The 19,277-nt window shown below is 45.3% G+C and carries 13 protein-coding genes; 12 read left to right on the plus strand and 1 reads right to left on the minus strand.

All coding sequences use genetic code 11. The features are described from left to right. Window positions 1–87: 87 nt before the first annotated feature. Entirely contained in the window at window positions 88–870 is a 783-nt protein-coding gene (locus J6I68_RS08125; protein WP_292219397.1) for a formate/nitrite transporter family protein, read from the minus strand. Between the two features lie 152 nt (window positions 871–1,022). On the opposite strand from J6I68_RS08125, the gene J6I68_RS08130 reads away from it, so the two are divergent. The 12 genes from J6I68_RS08130 to J6I68_RS08185 all read left to right on the plus strand — a co-directional run bounded on the left by J6I68_RS08130 (window position 1,023) and on the right by J6I68_RS08185 (window position 19,191). Then, a complete protein-coding gene (locus J6I68_RS08130) occupies window positions 1,023–3,185 on the plus strand; it encodes an NHLP family bacteriocin export ABC transporter peptidase/permease/ATPase subunit (protein ID WP_292219400.1) in 2,163 nt (720 codons plus the stop codon). Window positions 3,186–3,248: 63 nt separating this feature from the next. Continuing rightward, entirely contained in the window at window positions 3,249–5,381 is a 2,133-nt protein-coding gene (locus J6I68_RS08135; RefSeq protein ID WP_292219403.1) for an ATP-binding cassette domain-containing protein, read from the plus strand. A gap of 4 nt (window positions 5,382–5,385) precedes the next feature. Beyond that, window positions 5,386–6,330, plus strand: a complete 945-nt coding sequence (locus J6I68_RS08140) for a hypothetical protein (RefSeq protein ID WP_292219406.1) — start codon at window positions 5,386–5,388, stop codon at window positions 6,328–6,330. A 22-nt stretch (window positions 6,331–6,352) separates the two neighbouring features. Beyond that, on the plus strand, window positions 6,353–7,246 hold the full coding sequence (locus J6I68_RS08145) for a hypothetical protein (protein WP_292219409.1): 894 nt from the start codon (window positions 6,353–6,355) through the stop codon (window positions 7,244–7,246). Further along, window positions 7,246–8,466 carry an adenylosuccinate synthetase gene (locus J6I68_RS08150; protein WP_292219412.1) on the plus strand — a complete coding sequence of 407 codons (1,221 nt, stop codon included), beginning with the start codon at window positions 7,246–7,248 and terminating at the stop codon, window positions 8,464–8,466. The genes J6I68_RS08145 and J6I68_RS08150 overlap by 1 nt, the downstream gene beginning before the upstream one ends. A 101-nt stretch (window positions 8,467–8,567) precedes the next feature. Beyond that, window positions 8,568–9,272 (plus strand): ABC transporter ATP-binding protein, encoded by a 705-nt coding sequence (locus tag J6I68_RS08155; RefSeq protein ID WP_292219414.1) that lies wholly within the window; start codon window positions 8,568–8,570, stop codon window positions 9,270–9,272. Between the two features lie 40 nt (window positions 9,273–9,312). Next, complete coding sequence (locus J6I68_RS08160; RefSeq protein ID WP_292219416.1) at window positions 9,313–10,989, plus strand: efflux RND transporter periplasmic adaptor subunit; 1,677 nt, start codon at window positions 9,313–9,315, stop codon at window positions 10,987–10,989. Between the two features lies 1 nt (window position 10,990). Beyond that, window positions 10,991–12,199 carry an ABC transporter permease gene (locus tag J6I68_RS08165; RefSeq protein ID WP_292219419.1) on the plus strand — a complete coding sequence of 403 codons (1,209 nt, stop codon included), beginning with the start codon at window positions 10,991–10,993 and terminating at the stop codon, window positions 12,197–12,199. Between the two features lie 55 nt (window positions 12,200–12,254). Continuing rightward, on the plus strand, window positions 12,255–15,845 hold the full coding sequence (locus J6I68_RS08170; protein WP_292219422.1) for a DUF5717 family protein: 3,591 nt from the start codon (window positions 12,255–12,257) through the stop codon (window positions 15,843–15,845). Between the two features lie 6 nt (window positions 15,846–15,851). Then, the gene (locus J6I68_RS08175; RefSeq protein WP_292219425.1) at window positions 15,852–17,150 is read left to right on the plus strand and encodes a DUF5716 family protein; all 1,299 of its coding nucleotides are present in this window, start codon (window positions 15,852–15,854) and stop codon (window positions 17,148–17,150) included. A 4-nt stretch (window positions 17,151–17,154) separates the two neighbouring features. Continuing rightward, window positions 17,155–17,997 carry a hypothetical protein gene (locus tag J6I68_RS08180; RefSeq protein ID WP_292219427.1) on the plus strand — a complete coding sequence of 281 codons (843 nt, stop codon included), beginning with the start codon at window positions 17,155–17,157 and terminating at the stop codon, window positions 17,995–17,997. Next, entirely contained in the window at window positions 17,998–19,191 is a 1,194-nt protein-coding gene (locus J6I68_RS08185) for a hypothetical protein (RefSeq protein WP_292219430.1), read from the plus strand. Window positions 19,192–19,277 lie beyond the last annotated feature (86 nt).

The following is a 19,277-nucleotide window of genomic DNA, read 5'->3' on the forward strand; positions in this document are numbered from 1 at the left end:
GACGGTTCTGTTGTCTGCTCCGCTGTCGGTGCCCCAAAGGGGGCGCTGACAGCGGAGCAGACAACAGAACCGTCCCCGTGTCTTGTTTTAGTTCTTGAGATATGCTGCGAAATAGGTGGCGCCTACACAAAGGCTGCCGCCTATTATATTGCCTATAGTTACAGGAATGAGGTTGGTTACCAAAAATCCAAAGATTGAGAGGCCTTCAGCTGGAATGCCATAAACACCGGAAGCTATCATGCCTGCAGGAATGAAGTACATGTTGGCGACGCAGTGCTCGAATCCGCCAATGATAAAGAGCATTACAGGAAACCAAAGGGTAAGGACCTTACCGGCGGCTTCTTCTGCAGCAAAGGAACACCAGACAGCCATGCACACCAGGATATTACACAGGATTCCCTTTAAAAGGCCGTCCATAAAGGAGATATTTGATTTGGCAACTGCAGTGGCTACAACAGCCTGCGCAAGCTTTCCATCTGCAAAGGCGTAGGTGTGGGAGAAATTGGCAAGAAGAGCAATGATAAGTCCCCCTACCATGTTTCCCAGGTAGACAATGCCAAGGTTACGAGCCATTCCTTTTATAGTAGCTTTTCCTGATAAAACAGGAACTATGATAAGGCAGTTGCCGGTAAAGAGCTCAGCTCCGCCAATAATTACCATAAAAAGTCCGATGGGAAAAACAATGGAACTTATGAGTCTTCCTGTTGACGGATCAGGCGCACAGACAGATGCTATCTGGCTTCCAAGGCCGCCCAAGGCAATAAATGCTCCTGCCATGATCCCCAAGATAAAAGTCTTTCCAAAAGAAAGTTTAGTCTTGGCTGTACCTGCTGTTTCATAAGCTGCTGCAATCTGAGCTGGTGATTTCATATAAATACCCCCTCCTGATAAAAATCATATACCCCATATACATAATATAGTATCCCTCAAGACTTAAAAACACAAGATATAGTTTTTGCTATCGCGTTAATATTTAATGTATAATTGAATAAAAGTCTAAACGACAGGGGACTATTAATCATATGAATAAAGTAGTTTCTAATGGTGTAGCAAAAGTACCGGTAGTTATGCAGATGGAAGCCTTGGAGTGCGGAGCTGCGTGCCTTTCAATGATACTTGCCTATTATGGAAGGTGGGTCGCTCTTGAGCAAATGAGGCTTGATTGCGGCGTTTCAAGGGATGGCTCCAATGCCAAGAACATCCTTAAAGCTGCCAGAAAATATGGCCTTGCAGCAAACGGATACAGGCTTGAACTTGATGCCCTCAGAGAAAAGGGCATGTTCCCTTGTATTATTCACTGGGACTACAATCACTTTATTGTGCTGTGTGGATTTAAGGGCAATAAGGCCTATGTAAATGACCCCTCAAGGGGAAATGTGGCAATGCCGATAGAGGACTTTGCCAAGGGCTTTACCGGGATCGCTCTTATGTTTGATACTACTGAAGAATTTGAACAGGGTGGAAAGAGAAAGAGCGTGCTTGAATTCGCCGGAAAAAGACTTAAGGATGCCAGGACTGCAGTTATCTTCACTGTGGCCATGACAATCTTTTCATATGTATTTAGCGTAGTTAATCCATTTATGTCTGAGTACTTTATGGATAACCTTCTTACGAAAAAAGCAAGCGAAAGCGCTCAGCCTTTCCTGATCCTTCTTGGGTGTCTTGCCCTTGTGCAGATCATCGTATCCTGGATATCTGCAGTTCATTCACTTCGAATTGACGGAAAACTGGCTATAAACGGTAGTACTTCCTTTATGTGGAAAGTACTAAGGCTCCCTATGGAGTTCTTTTCCCAGAGAATGTCTGGTGACCTGATGATGCGTCAGACCACCAACGAGGAAATCGCCAGTGCCATCGTTAATACCTTTGCACCTCTGTGCCTGAATACAGCAATGATGCTGTTTTACCTGGTGGTTCTTATCAGGTATTCGATCCCTCTTACGGTTCTTGGTGTGACCACGGTTTTGATAAACCTTATCCTCTCCAAGATAATTTCAGACCACAGGATAAACGTTACCCGTGGGCTTCTCATAGACAGCGGTAAGCTTCAGACCACAACTCTTTCAGGCATCAGCATGATCGAGACTATAAAGGCAAGTGGCGCTGAAAACGGATTCTATGAGAATTGGGTGGAGTTAAAGGCCAAGGTTGATGAAAAAGAAGTTCAGTTCATGAGGGAAAATACTTACCTTGGGGCTCTGCCAAATATGATAAGCAAGCTGGCCAACTACGGAATCACCTTCGCCGGCGTATTCCTTGCAATGAACGGACATTTCACCATCGGTATGATCACAGCCTTCCAGGGAATCCTTACATCCTTCATGGAACCTGCAACCACTCTTACAAACGCCGGGCAGACCCTGCTTGAGATGCGCACAGAGATGGAGCGAGTTGAGGACGTTATGGAGTACCCGACTGACGAGTACGCCGACAGAGAGGACGACGACAGCCACGAGTTCAAGAAGCTTTCAGGAAACGTTGAGATCAAGAACGTTACCTTTGGATATTCGATCCTGGACGAGCCATTTATCAAGGACTTCTCCATGAACCTTACAACTGGTAAAAGAGTGGCCATCGTAGGCGGAAGCGGATGCGGCAAATCCACCATGAGTAAGCTTATTTCAGGACTGTACAAGCCCTGGAGCGGAGAGATCTTATTTGATGGGAAGAGCATTTCAGAGATCGACAGAAGTACCTTTACGGGCTCAGTTGCAGTTGTTGACCAGGATATCATCCTCTTTGAGGACACCATAGAAAACAATATCAAGATGTGGGATGAATCCATTGAGGACTTCGAGGTGATACTGGCGGCTAGAGATGCCCAGATCCACGACGACATCATCGCCAAGCCTTCAGGATATCAGTACAGGCTCTCCGAGGGCGGAAAAGACCTATCGGGTGGCCAGAGACAGCGCCTTGAGATCGCAAGAGTCCTTGCTATGGATCCTTCAATCATCATCCTTGATGAGGCAACCAGTGCTCTTGATGCCAAGACAGAGTACGAAGTTGTAAAGGCCATCAAGGACAGAGGTATAACACTTATCATCATCGCCCACAGGCTCTCAACAATAAGAGACAGCGATGAGATCATCGTTCTTGATAAGGGAGAGATCGTGGAGAGAGGAACCCACGATGAGCTCCTTAAGCAGGGAGGATACTACACTGCACTGGTAACAAATGACTAACTACTTACACTTAGGAGCATGCAATTGGGCTGGTTTGACGAACAAATAAGACAAAGAAAAAGAATGGATGACGAACTTTTCAGGGATTCCTATGACAATATTGCTCATAGGGTGCTTGGAGAGCCTGTTAAGCGAAAAGATCTAAAGACCAATATCAAAAACGCCATTGACGAGATCTTTTACTACTACAACTATCCAAGGATCGAAGTGCCTCACGGCATTTCAGAGCCTTTGGATCAGATTGAGTATGCAGCCAATAGCGTAGGTATGATGAAGGCAAATATTAAACTTGAGGGCAAGTGGTTTACTGACTGCTTTGGACCAATTATCTGCTTCTTTAAAGAGGATAATATGCCAATAGCTCTTTTCCCTCAGGGGTTTGGCAAATACTTCTACTATGACCCTGATACCGGGAAAAAGACCAGGGTAGGCAAGAAACAGACCCTTCTTTTTAAGGACGAAGCAGTGGCCTTCTATGAGCCTCTTCCCCTTAAGCCACTTGGGATCCCTGATCTTATTGGCTTTATGAAGAGACGCCTTACGGCTTTTGATTACCTGTCGGTTGCAGTTCTCTCACTGGCGCTTGTTCTGGTTACCATGATCCTGCCATATGCTTCTCAGATGCTGACAGGCACAGTCCTTGATACCAAAGACTACGGGCTTTTCTGGGCCCTTGTTGTTACCATCATAGTGACGATCTTCTTTACCAGTGCCTTTGATGCCCTCAACAATGCAGTTATCGCAAGGATAAAGTGGAAGGTTACAATACCTGTTGAGCAGGCTGTAATGCAAAGGATCCTTACTCTGCCAGCTCCATTTTTCAGGAAGTACTCAGCCGGTGAACTTTCCAGCAGGTCAAGCAGTGTCAACGAAATCTGTGAGATCATTATAGAAGATTTCTTTTCACTGGGCTTTTCATCGATCTTTTCGCTGGTTTATATGGTGCAGATCTTTAAGTTTGCGCCAAAGCTGGTTGTTCCATCCCTGGTGATCATGCTTCTTACGGTGCTGTTTTCAACCATATCCATCCTGATGCAGGTTGGAATCTCCAAAAGGCGCATGGAGCTCCTTGCCAAGGAGAGCGGTCTTACCTTTGCCATCATTAACGGCATTCAGAAGATCAAGCTTGCAGGAGCAGAGAAAAGAATCTTTGCAAAGTGGGCCAATCAGTACGCAGAAGGGGCTGCCCTTCAGTATAACCCGCCATTTTTCCTTAAGATAAGCGGCGTTATCAATACTGCTATTTCCCTTATTGGAACAGTAGTGCTTTATGGACTGGCCATAAATTCAGGGGTTTCCACTTCAGAATACTTTGCTTTTAACATTGCCTATGCAACTATGTTTGCAGCTTTTTCAGAGCTGTCCATGGCATCTCTTTCAGTTGCCAAGATAAAGCCGGTTCTTGATATGGCAGAGCCAATCCTTAAGGCAGAACCTGAAAAGACCTTAAGAAAAGACATCGCCACAAGAATAAGCGGCGGAATTGAGATGAACGGTGTCTACTTCAGATACAACGAGCAGGCTCCATATATCCTTGAGAATTTCTCATTGAAGATCAAAGCCGGCGAGTACGTTGCCATTGTAGGTAAGACAGGATGCGGTAAGTCCACTTTAGTAAGGCTTCTTCTTGGATTTGAAAAGCCTGAAAAGGGTGCAGTTTTCTATGACGGAAAAGACCTTGAGAGGATCGATCTTAAGTCTCTTCGCCGCAAGATCGGTTCAGTAATTCAGGATGGAAAGCTCTTTTACGGAGACATATTCCACAACATCGCCATTGCCTCTGAAAAGCTCACTCAGGATGAGGCCTGGGAAGCAGCAGAACTTGCAGGTATCGCAGATGATATTAAGGCAATGCCTATGGGCATGCACACCATAATTGCAGAGGGACAGGGAGGTATCTCCGGTGGTCAGAAGCAGAGGATCCTCATTGCCAGGGCTGTTGCAAGTAAGCCCAAGATCCTCATATTTGACGAAGCTACCAGCGCCCTTGATAATATAACCCAGAGACAGATTTCTGAAGCCCTTGATGGCCTTAAGTGCACAAGGATCGTAATTGCCCACAGACTCTCAACTATCAAAAACTGCGACAGGATCCTTGTTATGGACGGCGGAAAGATAGTGGAACAGGGCACCTATGACGAGCTTATTGCAAATAAGGGCTATTTTAGCGAATTAGTAGAAAGGCAGCAATTGTAAGAATATGATAAGTTATAAATGTCCAAACTGCAGCGCCGAGATGGTGGTGCATTCATCCGGGGACCTGGTATGTCCCTACTGCGGAGCAAAAGAGAATTTCTCTGACGCAGAACTTGCTGGTTATAAGGCCTTCAGGATCCACATGCTTGAGTATCTGAAAGCCTGTGCTGACGCAGATCCTGATCCTGACAAGACAGACAGGATGTGGGATAGGGCTGAGCACCTTTCCCTTAAGTCAAAAGATGGAGAAGACGTGGTTATAAGTTACCTCTACAAGGCAAAAGAGGGACAGGTGACATCTTACTTTACCAGGTATAATGTCATTTACCACTTCCCAAAAACTTTCAATAACCACACTGATATCACGGATGAAAGGGCTCTTCATGGAAACCTGACATCCAGGGCGATAAATGGCCTTTCCAAGCTCAATTATCCGCAGGCGGATCTTAAGCACCTTGAAAAGTGCTTTCCTCAGTACCAGGGCACAATTGACCTTGATGATAAGAGCCTGCTTCTGATATTTAAAAAGCCGGAGGAGTTTTATCCCCTTGAGCTTTTTGGAGCTCTTTCAAAAGAGCATGTGGCCTGGATAATATCAAGACTTGAAAATATCTGCTGCGTTCTTGAATACAGCGGACTTGTTCACGGTGACATAAAGCCTGACAGCATCTGCATCAACCCAAGAACTCACGAAGCCATGCTCTTTGGGGCCTGGTGGGATATATCCGAGAAAAAGAAATCTCTTTTGCCAGGAGCAAATAAAGACCTTGTAGATCTTCGGAAAACTGCTAAGATGATACTTGGCTATGATGCTGATCTAAAAAAGGACAGCTTTGAGAGATTTCTTTCTGAAAAGCCAACTCATGACGCCTACAAGGATTTTGAGAATTGGGATAAAGTGATTGAAGACGCCTTTGGGGGAAGACGTTTTACAAAAATGAATTTTTAAGTTTATGGAGGAGTAATTACAAATGGGATACGGAAGTTATACAAGTGCAGACTGGTCTAAACTTAGGGACTCAGCAGGAATTTCAGAAAAATCAACTGCTTCCCAGATCTTTAAGAAGCAGGGAATGGAGGAGAAGTTCAACCCTAAGTTTGTAAATATGCGTGAAGCAATGGATTCTGAGGATCACCCAAATTCAACACCTATCATCATCGGCCTTGATGTTACAGGTTCCATGGGATATCTGTCTGAGGAGATCGCCAAGAACTCCCTTCATGAGACAATGATGAAGCTCTATTCAACCAAGCCTGTGGATGATCCACAGCTTCTTTTTGCTGCCATCGGGGATGTTTCTGACAGGGCACCTCTTCAGGTTACTCAGTTTGAGTCAGACATCCGTATAGCAGAGCAGCTCCTTGATCTCTGGCTTGAGGGAAGGGGCGGAGACTCACCTGAGGACTTTGAGCTTTTGTGGTACTTTGCTGCAAAGCACACCAAGATCGATTCCTATGAAAAGAGAGGCAAGAAGGGATTTCTTTTCACCATTGGAGACGCAGACTGCCATCCAGAGGTAAGGGGAGCTGATATTGCAAACATCTTCGGAGATGACCCTGAGAGATTCACATCAAGAAAGCTTGCTGATATGGCAGGTGAGAAGTACGAGATCTTCCACATCGACCTTTCTGGAAACTTCACAAAGCCCTTCCACTTTAATGGAACTATCCCTGGAAGGATCATTACATTAAGTAAGCAGGACGTATCTGTAATTCCTGAAGTCATCATCACAGTAATGCAGATGGTTAACGGCATGAGCCTTGAAGACGCTGTAGCGCAGTGGAGCAGCTACGCTCAGCCTGTAGTTAGAAACGCAGTTGAAGGTCTTGTTCTTAAGACCAAGAAAAAAGGATTCTTCTTTTAATGCCCACAAAATTTTTCGTGGTTATTGGTAAAAACTTCGGTGATGAGGGTAAGGGGCGAGTGACCCATATACTTTCAGACAGACCTGGTAAGAGCCTTGTGATCCGCCATAACGGCGGCGCTCAGTCAGGTCACACCGTAGTCATAGCTTCCGATACGGACACAGATGATAAACTGCCACTTGAAGGCCCACATGAAAAGAGATTTATCTTTCACGAGGTCGGATCTGGCAGTTTTTGTGGTGCTGACACTTTGTGGATAGATACTTTTTTTCCGGACCTTTTTAAACTGAGGGATGAGTATGATTCTTTTTGTGAGGTATCAGGGCAGGCTCCAAGGATATACGCACTTCCTGACACCAATGTGACTATAGTCTGCGATGTTCTCTTTAACATGGCCCTTGAATCCTCAAGGGGCAGTAAGCGCCATGGCAGCTGCGGAATGGGTATCTATGAGGCGTTTCTTAGAGCTGGGCAGGGCTTTGGGCTTACCATAAAAGAGGTCAAGACATTAAGCGAAAAAGACCTGGCAGAGAAGCTTATACATATCAGAAACTATTATTACAGGCCAAGGATCGGGGAAATCTTTGGCGATGTGGGGGATTCCCAGTATCTTAAGGACATTCTTGACAATGTGGTCCTTAGAAATGCAGCCGCTGTGATGAAGAGAAATTCTGAGCTTGTGGAAATAGTATCAGGAGATGTGAGAACTTTTCTCAATAAGTATGACAATGTCATATTTGAAACAGGGCAGGGCCTGCTTCTTGATGCTGAGAATAAAAAATATGCTCCAAACGTCACAGGTTCAAGGACTGGACTTACTAATCCAGGAGCTTTTCTTGATGGCCTTGGCCTTGCCATAGATGAGGTGGTCTATGTGACAAGAAGCTACGTCACAAGACACGGAGCGGGAGAACTTTCCTTTGAGTGCGAAAGGCAGGAGCTTGGAGATGTGGAGGCTGATTCCACCAATGTGACCAATACATGGCAGGGATCCTTTAGATATGCGCCACATGCCTCTGTATATGACTTTATTGACCCTGTGATATCAGATCTTAAGCAGCTAAGTTACAGACCTAAGGTCACCTTAGTGGTAACCCACCTTTCGGAAACTGGCGGCAAAGTTGTTTTTCAGGACAGAGAAAGCGACATGACTGTCAAGGAACTTGGCATGATCAAGGAAGTTTCCATGGTGTTTGATGGTTTTTGGGAACTATCCTGATGAGTTCACAAAAAGTTTCTTTGATTTTATGTATAAAATGGCATAGAATATAGGGAAGTTGTGTGCAATGTATTTGGTAATTTGTTGTTTTGAGGAATGTTATGAAAAAACTGGTAGAAATAAAGGATGTAAGTAAGATCTACAATCCTGGGGAAAACGAGGTCAGAGCCCTTAATCATGTTTCTCTGACCATCGGAGAAGGGGAATTCGTAGCAATTATCGGACAGTCTGGTTCCGGTAAGTCTACTCTTATGAATATGCTTGGCTGTCTTGATACGCCAACTTCTGGCAAGTATTATCTGCACGGACAGGATGTATCACATATGACAGACGATGAGCAGTCTGAAGTCAGAAACAGAGAAATTGGCTTTATTTTCCAGGGCTTTAACTTAATACCGTCACTGACAGCTCTTGAGAACGTTGAGCTTCCTCTTATATATAGAGGAGTTGGTAAAAAAGAGAGGGAGAGGCTTGCAAATGCCGCCCTTAACAGTGTAGGCCTTGAAAAGCGTAAGACCCACAAGCCCAACGAGATGTCCGGAGGTCAGCAGCAGAGAGTTGCCATAGCAAGGGCCATAGCCCAGGCTCCGCCAATACTTTTGGCTGACGAGCCCACAGGTAACCTGGATACTGCATCTACAAAAGAAATCATCAGGATCATCAAAAGGCTCTACTTTGAGGGCAGAACAGTTATCATAATCACCCATGATCCCGGCATTGCAGCACAGGCCAAGAGGATCATTACTATATCAGATGGAAAGATAACCAGCGATATTATGAACCCCGATTATAAAGATGAGATTTAATGGGGCTTGAGGGCAATAGGTCCAAAGTATGGAGGATGTTATGGAAGAGAACAAGAACTTAGAGGAGAAGGTAGTAACCACGGAAACTTCTTCGACTGATGAAACAGTTAAAGCTAAAGAAGCAGAAAAGAATGAGCCTATTGTGGATACTGCTTCTGAGCAGAATGTGATTAAAGAGACAACCGGTTCAAATGTAGAAATCTACGATGAGGACGACAGCGTTGATCTTTCAGATTCAACAAAAAAGAAGAAAAGGAAGTTCAAGAAGAGATATATTCTTTTTGGAATATTGGCTCTTGGAGTTGTCGGCTTTATCATTGGAAGGATCAATGCCAGCAAGAATTCAATTGTAACAGTTGAGACTCATGAAGTTGCACTTGGAAACATTGAGAATATCCTTTCAATCTCAGGTACTGTTGAGAGTGCTGAGAACAAGAACTACTTCACAGAGATCACAGCTCCCCTTGATACAGTCAACGTCAAGGTTGGAGATAAGGTTAAGGCTGGAGATGTTCTTTGTACTTATGATGCAGATAACCTTGAGATCCAAAAGAAGGGCGCAGAGCTTGCAATTCAGCAGGCAAAGGGCAATTACAGCGCACTGTACAGCCCTGTTGGATCAGCAGACAGGAAGTATGCAGAGGGCATGACTGCTCAACAGATCAACGACAGGCTCGATGCAATAACTGCAGAGATCAAGGCTCTTCAGGATAAGATCACAGAAAAGACAAACAGAGTTAATCAGACTATAAAAGATATACGCAAAGCTCAGAGCGATGTCAACCAGAACGGAATAAGTGATTCTGCAGAAGGCCTCTTTGAAAACGGAAGTGACAGTTATATTTATAGAAATGAGAGTGGAAATAAGAATGACGAAGGTCAATACACAGAACCTACAGAGCAAGACAGACAGATGAGTCTTGCTATGTCTCAGACACTGCTTGATGTTCAGTATGCACTTGAGACAGATGCAGAGATCAAGAGCTGGAACGATCAGATCACTACTTTAAAGGAAGAGCAGTCACACCTTTCAAGCGCCAAGGCAGCCCAGGTAAATCCAGGTTCAGCTTCAGCATCCAAGGCTTCAATGGAAGCTACTGAGCTTACACAGGAAGATACTCTTTCTAAGATCGAGGCAGCCAAGGAAGGCATCAAGGCTGACTTTAACGGCGTTATCACAGCTATGCCTGCTACAGTTGTTGAAGGAGCTACAGTGGCAAGCGGCTCACAGCTCTTTACTATAGCCAACCTTGACGATGTACAGGTTTCTATTTCGGTATCAAAGAGTGACCTTCCTAAGGTTTCAGTTGGTGAGAAGGTAGATATCACAATTAACGGCAAACAGTATCAGGGAGAGGTTACCAAGGTTTCAGGTACTGCAACCAAGAATGCCAACGGCGTTGCAGTAGTAGCAACCACCATCAAAGTTACCAATCCTGATTCAGATATCATCCTTGGAGTAGAAGCGAACAACAAGATCCATGCTCAGAAGGCTGATGATACAATAGTTCTTCCTTACGAGCTGATCCAGACAGATTCTACTGGAGATTTCGTATATGTTCTTGAGAACGGCGTTGTAACAAGAAAAGACGTTACAATCGGTATCTCAACCAGCACAGATGCTCAGATCATAGAAGGTCTTTCAGTTGGAGACCAGGTTATTTCTTCAGATGTATCTCTCCTTACAGAGGGAATGGCAGTAGTAGCGGCACAGTAAAATGGGAAAATTCGGCGAGTATTTAAAAAGCGCAATCAAACAGATCCTTGGTAATGGCTACAGGACAGCTATGACCATGCTTGGAATAGTCATAGGAATTGCTGCGGTTATCGCGGTTGTGGCTCTTGGTAACGGAATGAGTGCATATGTTACCAACTCCCTAAACGACCTTGCTGGTAACTACGGCATATTTATCATGGATACCAGTAAGACCTCTGAACGCTTTAACCAGGACGACATAGATCTTGTACAGGAGTATCTTCCTGATATCAAGGGAATGTCCCCGAACATAGAGAGCTACGCCAAGGTCAAAGGCAGGAAGGAAACTTTTGAGTGCTATATAAACGGCGGAACCCAGGCTTTTGAGTACGCTTTCAGCAATGGAATAGTTAAGGGAAGTTACTTCACTTCCCAGCAGGTAGAGACAGGTTCAAGGGTATGCGTAATGCTCCTTGATGATGCAAAAAAGATCTTTGGAACTGAGGACGCTGTGGGCAGAGAGGTTGACATTACCGCCAATGGCAAGACTGCAACCTACACTGTAGTTGGTCTTCGTGACCACATGAACGATATGTATCAGTTCATTATGGAAGGCCAGGATTACTTCGCTCAGATAGAGGTTCCTTACACCGCCATGGGTGCTGACTTTGACATGAAGACCGATGAGTTTACCCAGCTCATCCTCTTTGATGATCAGTCCACATTGGATGAATCTGTTACCAAGGCAAAAGAGATCCTGACCAACAAGCACGGTCTTCGTGGTACCACAGCTCTTTCCGGTTACAGTATGGCAGACTTTTCTGATCAGCTTGATAAGATCCTTGGCTACGCTCAGGATTTCCTTTTACTTGTATCAGTAATATCCCTGATCGTTGGTGGTATCGGTGTTATGAACATCATGCTGGTATCAGTAACAGAAAGAACCAGGGAGATTGGTATACGAAAGTCCATCGGAGCCAGCACTGGAGCTATCCTGACCCAGTTCCTTGCTGAATCAGCCATCCTGACACTTCTTGGAGGAATAGTCGGTATCATTCTGGGAATCATCCTGGCCGTTGTCATCTGCTCCGCCATAGGCTTTGATGTTATCATCACACCTACATCAGTTCTTGGCGCAGCTCTATTTTCCATCCTTATCGGTCTGTTTTTCGGAATCTACCCTGCCAGAAAAGCAGCCCTCATGAAACCAATCGACGCACTGAGACTATAATGAGATGCCATTGTGTGGTATAATATTGTAGATTAATTGTTTTTTGGGGTGTGTCGTGAGAGAGATTATAGATCAGCTTCTACAGGGAAAATATGTTTATACGCAGAGAAATTTGGATTTTTCTACTGCCCGTATAGAGATAGGTCTTGGACCCGGTGAGGCAGCTACTGGTTCTTTTACGATTTTTGGACCTGAGAATGCTCTGTTAGAGGGCAAGGTGACTTCATCTGATCTTAGGATGGAGGTCATTACGCCAGAGGTTTCAGGTTCTCCTTATGAAGTATCCTACAGATTTAATGCCCTTGGAATGTCACATGGTGACGTTCTTAAGGGGGATTTTCGCATAATATCTAATCAGGGAGAGTATGTTCTTCCCTTCGTTGTCACTGTAAGGTCGCAGGTTGTTGCAAGTAGCCTTGGTGATATCAAAAATCTATTTCATTTTGCAAATTTAGCCAAGACAGATTGGGATGAGGCGGTAAACCTCTTTTATTCTGCTGACTTCATATCGGTACTTAAGGGCAATGACGCCCAGTACGAGAGCCTCTACAGGGGCCTTTCTGAAAATCCTGACAACGAGCAGAACGTTGAGGAGTTCCTTATTTCCATCAACAAGAAACAGCCTGTGTCTTTCGTTATAGACCAGGAGTCTTTGCAGATAGACTTTACCGGCCTTAATGGCGACCACGGCATTATCATAACCAAGAACGGATGGGGATATACTCATTTGTTTGCAGATGTAGATGGTGATTTTATTAGCCTCGACAGATATGAGATCGGAGAGGATGACTTTACCGGCGCAACAGCCAGGGTCAAAATGCACCTTATTTATGAGAAGCTCCATGAGGGCAACAATTACGGCCGCATCCGCTTCTACAATAACTTTACAGAGGTCATATTCCCTGTAACTGTGGCAGTTCACTTATCTGATAATCACTTGACCGGGGACTATCAGGAGATGAAGAGGCTCACAGTAGACCTTGTGAGAGTCTATGAGAACTTCAGCTGCAAAAAGATAACTTCAAGGGCGTGGCTTTCTGAGACAGGCAAGATCATCTCCAAGATGAACGCCATCGACGACAAGAACCTGGAAGTAAGGCTCTATACCGCCCAGTATTACATAACAGCAGGCAGAGTCAATGAGGGCAAGTGGATCCTTGATCAGGCGGAAAAAGAGGCCCTGGATACCGATGGTGATACTCTTTACAGCTACTATCTGTACCTGTCCACACTTTGCAGCAGAGAGGATGCTTACATAAACGACATCGCTGAAAGGCTTGAGGGGATATTCAGGCGAAACCCTGATAACTGGCGCATTGCATGGCTTCTTTTATATATTTCAGAGGAGTACACCACAAGTACGTCCCGCAAATGGATGATGCTTGAAGAGCAGTTCTCCTATGGCTGCAGAAGTCCGATCCTGTACTTGGAGGCCATGAATCTTTTAAATGATTCGCCTTCAATACTTACACATCTTGATAACTATGAGCTTTTTGTCCTTGAGTACGGGGCTAAAAAGCAGATCATATCTCTTAACCTCATAGACCAGATAGTATATCTGTCCATGAGAGTAAGAAACTTTGACATGAGGCTATTTAGGATCTTAAAGGCCTGCTATGAGATAAGGGAAAACAGCGATGTGCTTGAGGCAATCGTATCTCTCCTTATCAAGGGCGGCAAGACAGCACCCTTTGCCTTTGAGTGGTACCAGAAGGGCGTTGAGAGTGAGCTTCGCATAACAAGACTCTATGAGTACTACATGATGAGCATCTACACCGATGAAAACGGGCTTTTGCCTTGCGACATCAACAAGATGGTCCTTATGTACTTCTCATATCAGAGTGACCTTGAATACGACAAAAATGCAATACTTTACAGATACATCCATGAGCACAAAGAGGACTATCCTGAGCTCTATGATTCCTATGTTCCACAGATAGAGAAGTTCCTTATGGCCCAGCTTGACAAGGGCAGGGTTACCAGGGATCTTGGCTATCTTTACAAGAACATGCTCACAAGGCAGATGGTTGATGCAGCCAATGCCTCCAAGGTTTTGTCAGTTCTTTATACCTCAGAGATCAGGGTTTCGGATCCAAGGGTAAACGGCGTCTGTGTTGTGTATGACAAGTGCGAGGGCGCCATGAGATTCCCTGTCATCGACGGAGTCTGCTACGTGCCACTATATGGCAGTGATTACACAGTTCTTTTAACTGACCACGATGACAACAGGTATGCGGGAAGTATCCCTTACACCAACACCAAGCTGATGCTTCCGGGTAAGCTCGCTTCCTATGCGATCCCTTATATCCAGAAGGGAAAAGAGAACCTGGATCTGTTTTTGTGTGATCTTGGAAAGAACGCTTACACCATCGACATGGACAATGTGGGCAGATACAGAGATCTTGCCGCTTCTGAGCTTGTAAGAAAGAGCTTCAGGAACGAGATATCAGGAAACCTCATCAGGTACTACTACGACAACGATTTTACAAGGCAGCTTTCAGAGTATCTTGTAAACATTGACCCTACGGACCTTGACAGCCAGAAGAGGGCGGAGATCCTTGAGATCATGGTAATGTCAGGCCTCTACGACAATGCCATGGAGTGGGTCAAGACCTTTGGATGCTTCTCAATAGATGCAAGGGTAATACTTAAGCTATGCGTAAGACTCCTTGACAAGGGCACCCTGGAGCCAGGGGAAAAAGAGCTTGAGATAGCAGGGTATGCCTTCAGATCAGGCAAGTACGATGAGCAGCTCCTTAATTTCCTCATTGCTCACTACAACGGAACCCTTAAGGAAATGAGGGATATCTGGAGGGCGGCAGAGTCCTTTGGACTTGATACCTATGCCCTTTCGGAGAGGATCATCATTCAGGGGCTTTACAGTGGCTCCTATATTGGCGAGAAGATGGAAGTCTTCAAAAACTACGTAAAGAGCGGTGGAGTAGCTGACGTTGAGATGGCCTTCCTGTCCCAGAGTTCCTATGACAGCTTTGTAAAGGGAACAGTGACAGACAGGTTTGTCTTTGACAGGATTGAGAAGCTCTCCCTTGAAAACATGCCACTTTCTGAGGTGTGCGAGCTTGCATACCTGCGCTACTATGCTACAGACAGGAAATCGGAAGAAGAGGTCAACGAGGAGGTTGCGGCAAGGTTCCTTCGCCGCCTTCTTTCAAAGGACGTGTACTTTTCTTTCTTCCAGGAATATTCTGGCATTTTGCCAGATATGGTGCAGTTTATAGACAAGACTATGCTGGAGTACAGGACCCGTCCTGATGCAAACTGCAAGGTGCACTACAGACTTGATAACGACGAAGGCAATGAGTACAAGGTGGTTACCATGCGCCAGATGTACGATGGTATCTACGTTTCAGATTTTGTTCTGTTCTTTGGCGAGCAGATGCAGTACTACATCACTGAGCAAAGCGGCGAGGAGGAGATCCTTACTGAGAGCGGAACCATTCAAAAGAGTGACATCATTGGCGGTCAGCTCCCTGGAAGGTTTAGCCTTATCAACGACATTATGATCGGGGAGACGCTGCAGGACTACGATACAGTGGACAACCTTATTGGCGAGTACTACAAGAAAAAGTTTATTTGCGACAAGCTCTTTTCCGAGATGGATATGGAAGACAGCAAGGAAGGATGATAGACAATGCTTTTTGGTAATTCTGACTCAAGGCGATTTGTCCTGGGGTATGATCTGGGTGAAAAGGTATCTCAGATCAGCTACCTGGCGTCAGATGCAGATATGCCTGAAACTCTGTCAGTTCTGGCAGGGAGTGAACTTTATAATATCCCTACTGTCCTGTGTAAAAGAAAGGACGTCAATCAGTGGTTTTACGGCAAGGAAGCTGTAAGACACATTGAGGACGGCGATGGCACCAGGGTGGACGGGCTTATTGCTGCCGCCAAGGAAGGTAAGCCTGTAGTGGTTGGAGAGACAGAGTACGACCCCATAGCACTTCTTACACTGTTTGTGAAAAGAAGCTTATCCCTCCTTTCACTTGAGGTTTCCATGGACAACGTGGACGCCATAATGTTTACAACAAGAAGCCTTGATCACCGCATGGTACAGGTACTTAACGCAGTGACAGCGGCTCTTGAGCTTAAGACTTCAAATATCTTTTATCAGAGCCACGAGGAGAGTTTTTACAACTACATGCTCTACCAGCCGGATGACCTGGCCCGTCACACAGTCCTTGCCTGCGACTATGATCTTGAGGAGCTCTCCGTGTTTAAGATGACACTTAACACCAACACCAAGCCTGTTGTTGCGACGATAAACGTTGAGAATTTTGATGACCTTATGCTTCCAACTGGTTTTCCTAAGGATGCAGCTCTTTTCCACAAGACCTGTGAGAGACTTGATGACGAGTTTCTGACCATCATGCAGAAGGTCTGCGAGGAAAAGATAATCTCAACGGTATTCCTTCTTGGAGATGGCTTCCATGAGAAGTGGACCAAGAGGTCCCTTGAGTTTTTGTGCAGGACAAGGCGCGTGTTCCAGGGCAACAATCTCTTTAGCAAGGGCGCAAGCATTGCAGCAAGAGAGAGGGTGGCTCCCACAGAAAATGGCAGCAGGTTTGTATTTCTTGGAGAGGACAAGCTTAAGGCCAATCTTGGAATGAAGCTTTTAAAGTGTGGAACCGAGGTTTATCATGCACTTTTAGATGCAGGTGTCAATTGGTACGAGGCAGAGACAGGTCTTGATATCATCATGGACCCCAGCGGAATACTTAATATCGAGGTTACGCCGCTTACCGGCGGCCGCCCAAAGATTGTTCAGCTCTATCTTGACGGCCTTGTGAAAAGACCTGCAGGCACCACGAGACTTCACATATCCATGAGCATGAGCAGTGTAAATGAAGTTAACGTCAAGGTGACAGACAAGGGCTTTGGAGAATTGTTCCCGGCTACTGGCAAGGTGTGGGAGCAGACTATAGAGGTATAGACCAATGAGTAAACCGATTTTGTGCATAGGAAGCTATGCTGAAAATCCATATCACATAGAGAAGATAGGCAGAAACGTCTATTGCATCGAGGAGCTGTGCTACTGCATAGTCAAAAACGCATTTCTCCTTGATGAGGAGAGCTTTGGCAGTTCGCTCTTTGACTGGATCGAGGAGGAGTGCAGCCTTGTTAAGCTCTCAGACGAACTAAGGAGCATGTACGCAAAGAAGTGCTCCATGGCTGCTCTTGCAGGAACTATCCTTGATTATGTTGGCTACAACACCAGAAAGGAAGTGGACAAGACTGAGGAGATTCTTCGTGGAAATGCCGGAATGGACGTTTACCAGAAAAAGCTAGCAAGGGCAAACTTCCTTCTTAAGAATGGAAGATATGCCATGGCTTTCAGGGAGTACGAGTTCCTTCTTGCCAACACTCCTTCAATTGACAGGCAGCTTCGAGGAAGGATCGAGCACAACGAAGGTGTCATGTATGCAAGGCTCTTTTTGTTTGACAAGGCAGCAAAAATGTTCCTTAAGGCCTATGAAGACAGCGGAGATAAGGAGTCTTACTACCAGTACTTATCTGCTGTCAGGATGGATCTTTCAAACAAGGAGTATGTTTCTTTTATAGCTGATAATGACGAGGCCTACGAGGCTTCCATGGAAATAGAAAAGAGAATGAAGGAAGCTGAAGATCTCTATGCTTCCAGCGATGAAAACCACAGGCTCGGTACTCTTTCTGTCTACAAGGCAGAGGGCAAGATGCACGAGTACTACGAGCAGGTGAGCGAGATAACTGACAAGATGAAGCAGACATACAGAGAGCTTGTAAAAGACAGGGTGAAATAAATGGGCTTTTTAGACATCTTTTCAAACAATCACAGAGACGAGGACTGGGCGGAGCAGACAAGGCTCCAGGACTGGAACGACATTGTCTACACCAGAAAAGACGTGGACATGGACGACCCCGTCCAGAGAAGAGAGTACATAGGCAGCTGCCTTCTTCAGATGCAGGAGGCTGCCAGGGAACTTGACGCCCTGGAGTTTGAATACAACGATGTCACAAGCCACCTTCGTGACATGGAGGAGATCGATGCTCTGCCACCGGAGCAGAGGGCTGAGATTGATGAGTGCGCCCAGAAGATTGTAGACTCTCAGGTAGCCAAGGAGAAGTTTGGCAAAAGAAAAAGCAAGATGACCGATGCTGAATTTGAACGCATGGAGAGACTCCAAAAGGATGCAAGGTCAGGAGCTGGTAAGCTCGCTGAGGCTGAGAGCTATCAAAAGAAGATCCGAAACGACTTAAAGCGCCTTGACAGTGAGCATGAAGCTTACATGTTCCAGGAAGAGGAGCTTCTTGGAACCATAGAAAATACAAAGAGACTGATAATTGCAATTGGTGTAGCACTTGTGGTGATACTGATATTTCTTTTGTCACTGCAGTTTGCCCTTGGGCTTAACGTGGTATATGGCTACATGGTGACGATCCTGTTGTCTGCCATTGCCATTACGGTTTTGTATGTTCAGAATTCCAATGCAGCAGTTGAACTTAAAACAGTGACAAAGTCCATCTCAAGGCTTATAATGCTTCAAAACCAGGTTAAGATAAGATACGTAAACAACACCAACCTTATTGATTACCTGTGTATCAAATACGGCGTAAACTCTTCAAAAGAACTGACAGATCTGTACGAGCGCTACGAGCAGGAAGTAAAAGAAAGGGCTAAGTTCGAGGATGCAAGAAAGCTTCTTGATTCCAACGAAAAAGACCTTATCTACATGCTGCGCCACTACAGAGTCAAGGACCCTGATATCTGGATCCACCAGGTTGAGGCTCTTTTAAATCACAACGAAGAGGTAGAGATAAGGCACAGCCTCAATGTCCGCAGGCAGTCCCTTAGAAAGCGCATGGAGTACAACAGGGATGTGGTTGCTGGAAATGCCAAGCTTGAGATCGAGGATATGGCTAGGCAGTATCCCAAGTACACCCAGGAAATTCTTGATATGGTTTCAAAATATGAGGACAAGTACCCTAATGTTTGATATAGTATTGGGTAAAAGTCCGGCTCGGTGGTTTAAAAATCGCAAAATATTGTGCATTTTTGCCATGCAGGCCACCGAGCCGGACT

Source organism: Butyrivibrio sp., assembly GCF_017940685.1.
Lineage (GTDB): Bacteria > Bacillota > Clostridia > Lachnospirales > Lachnospiraceae > Butyrivibrio.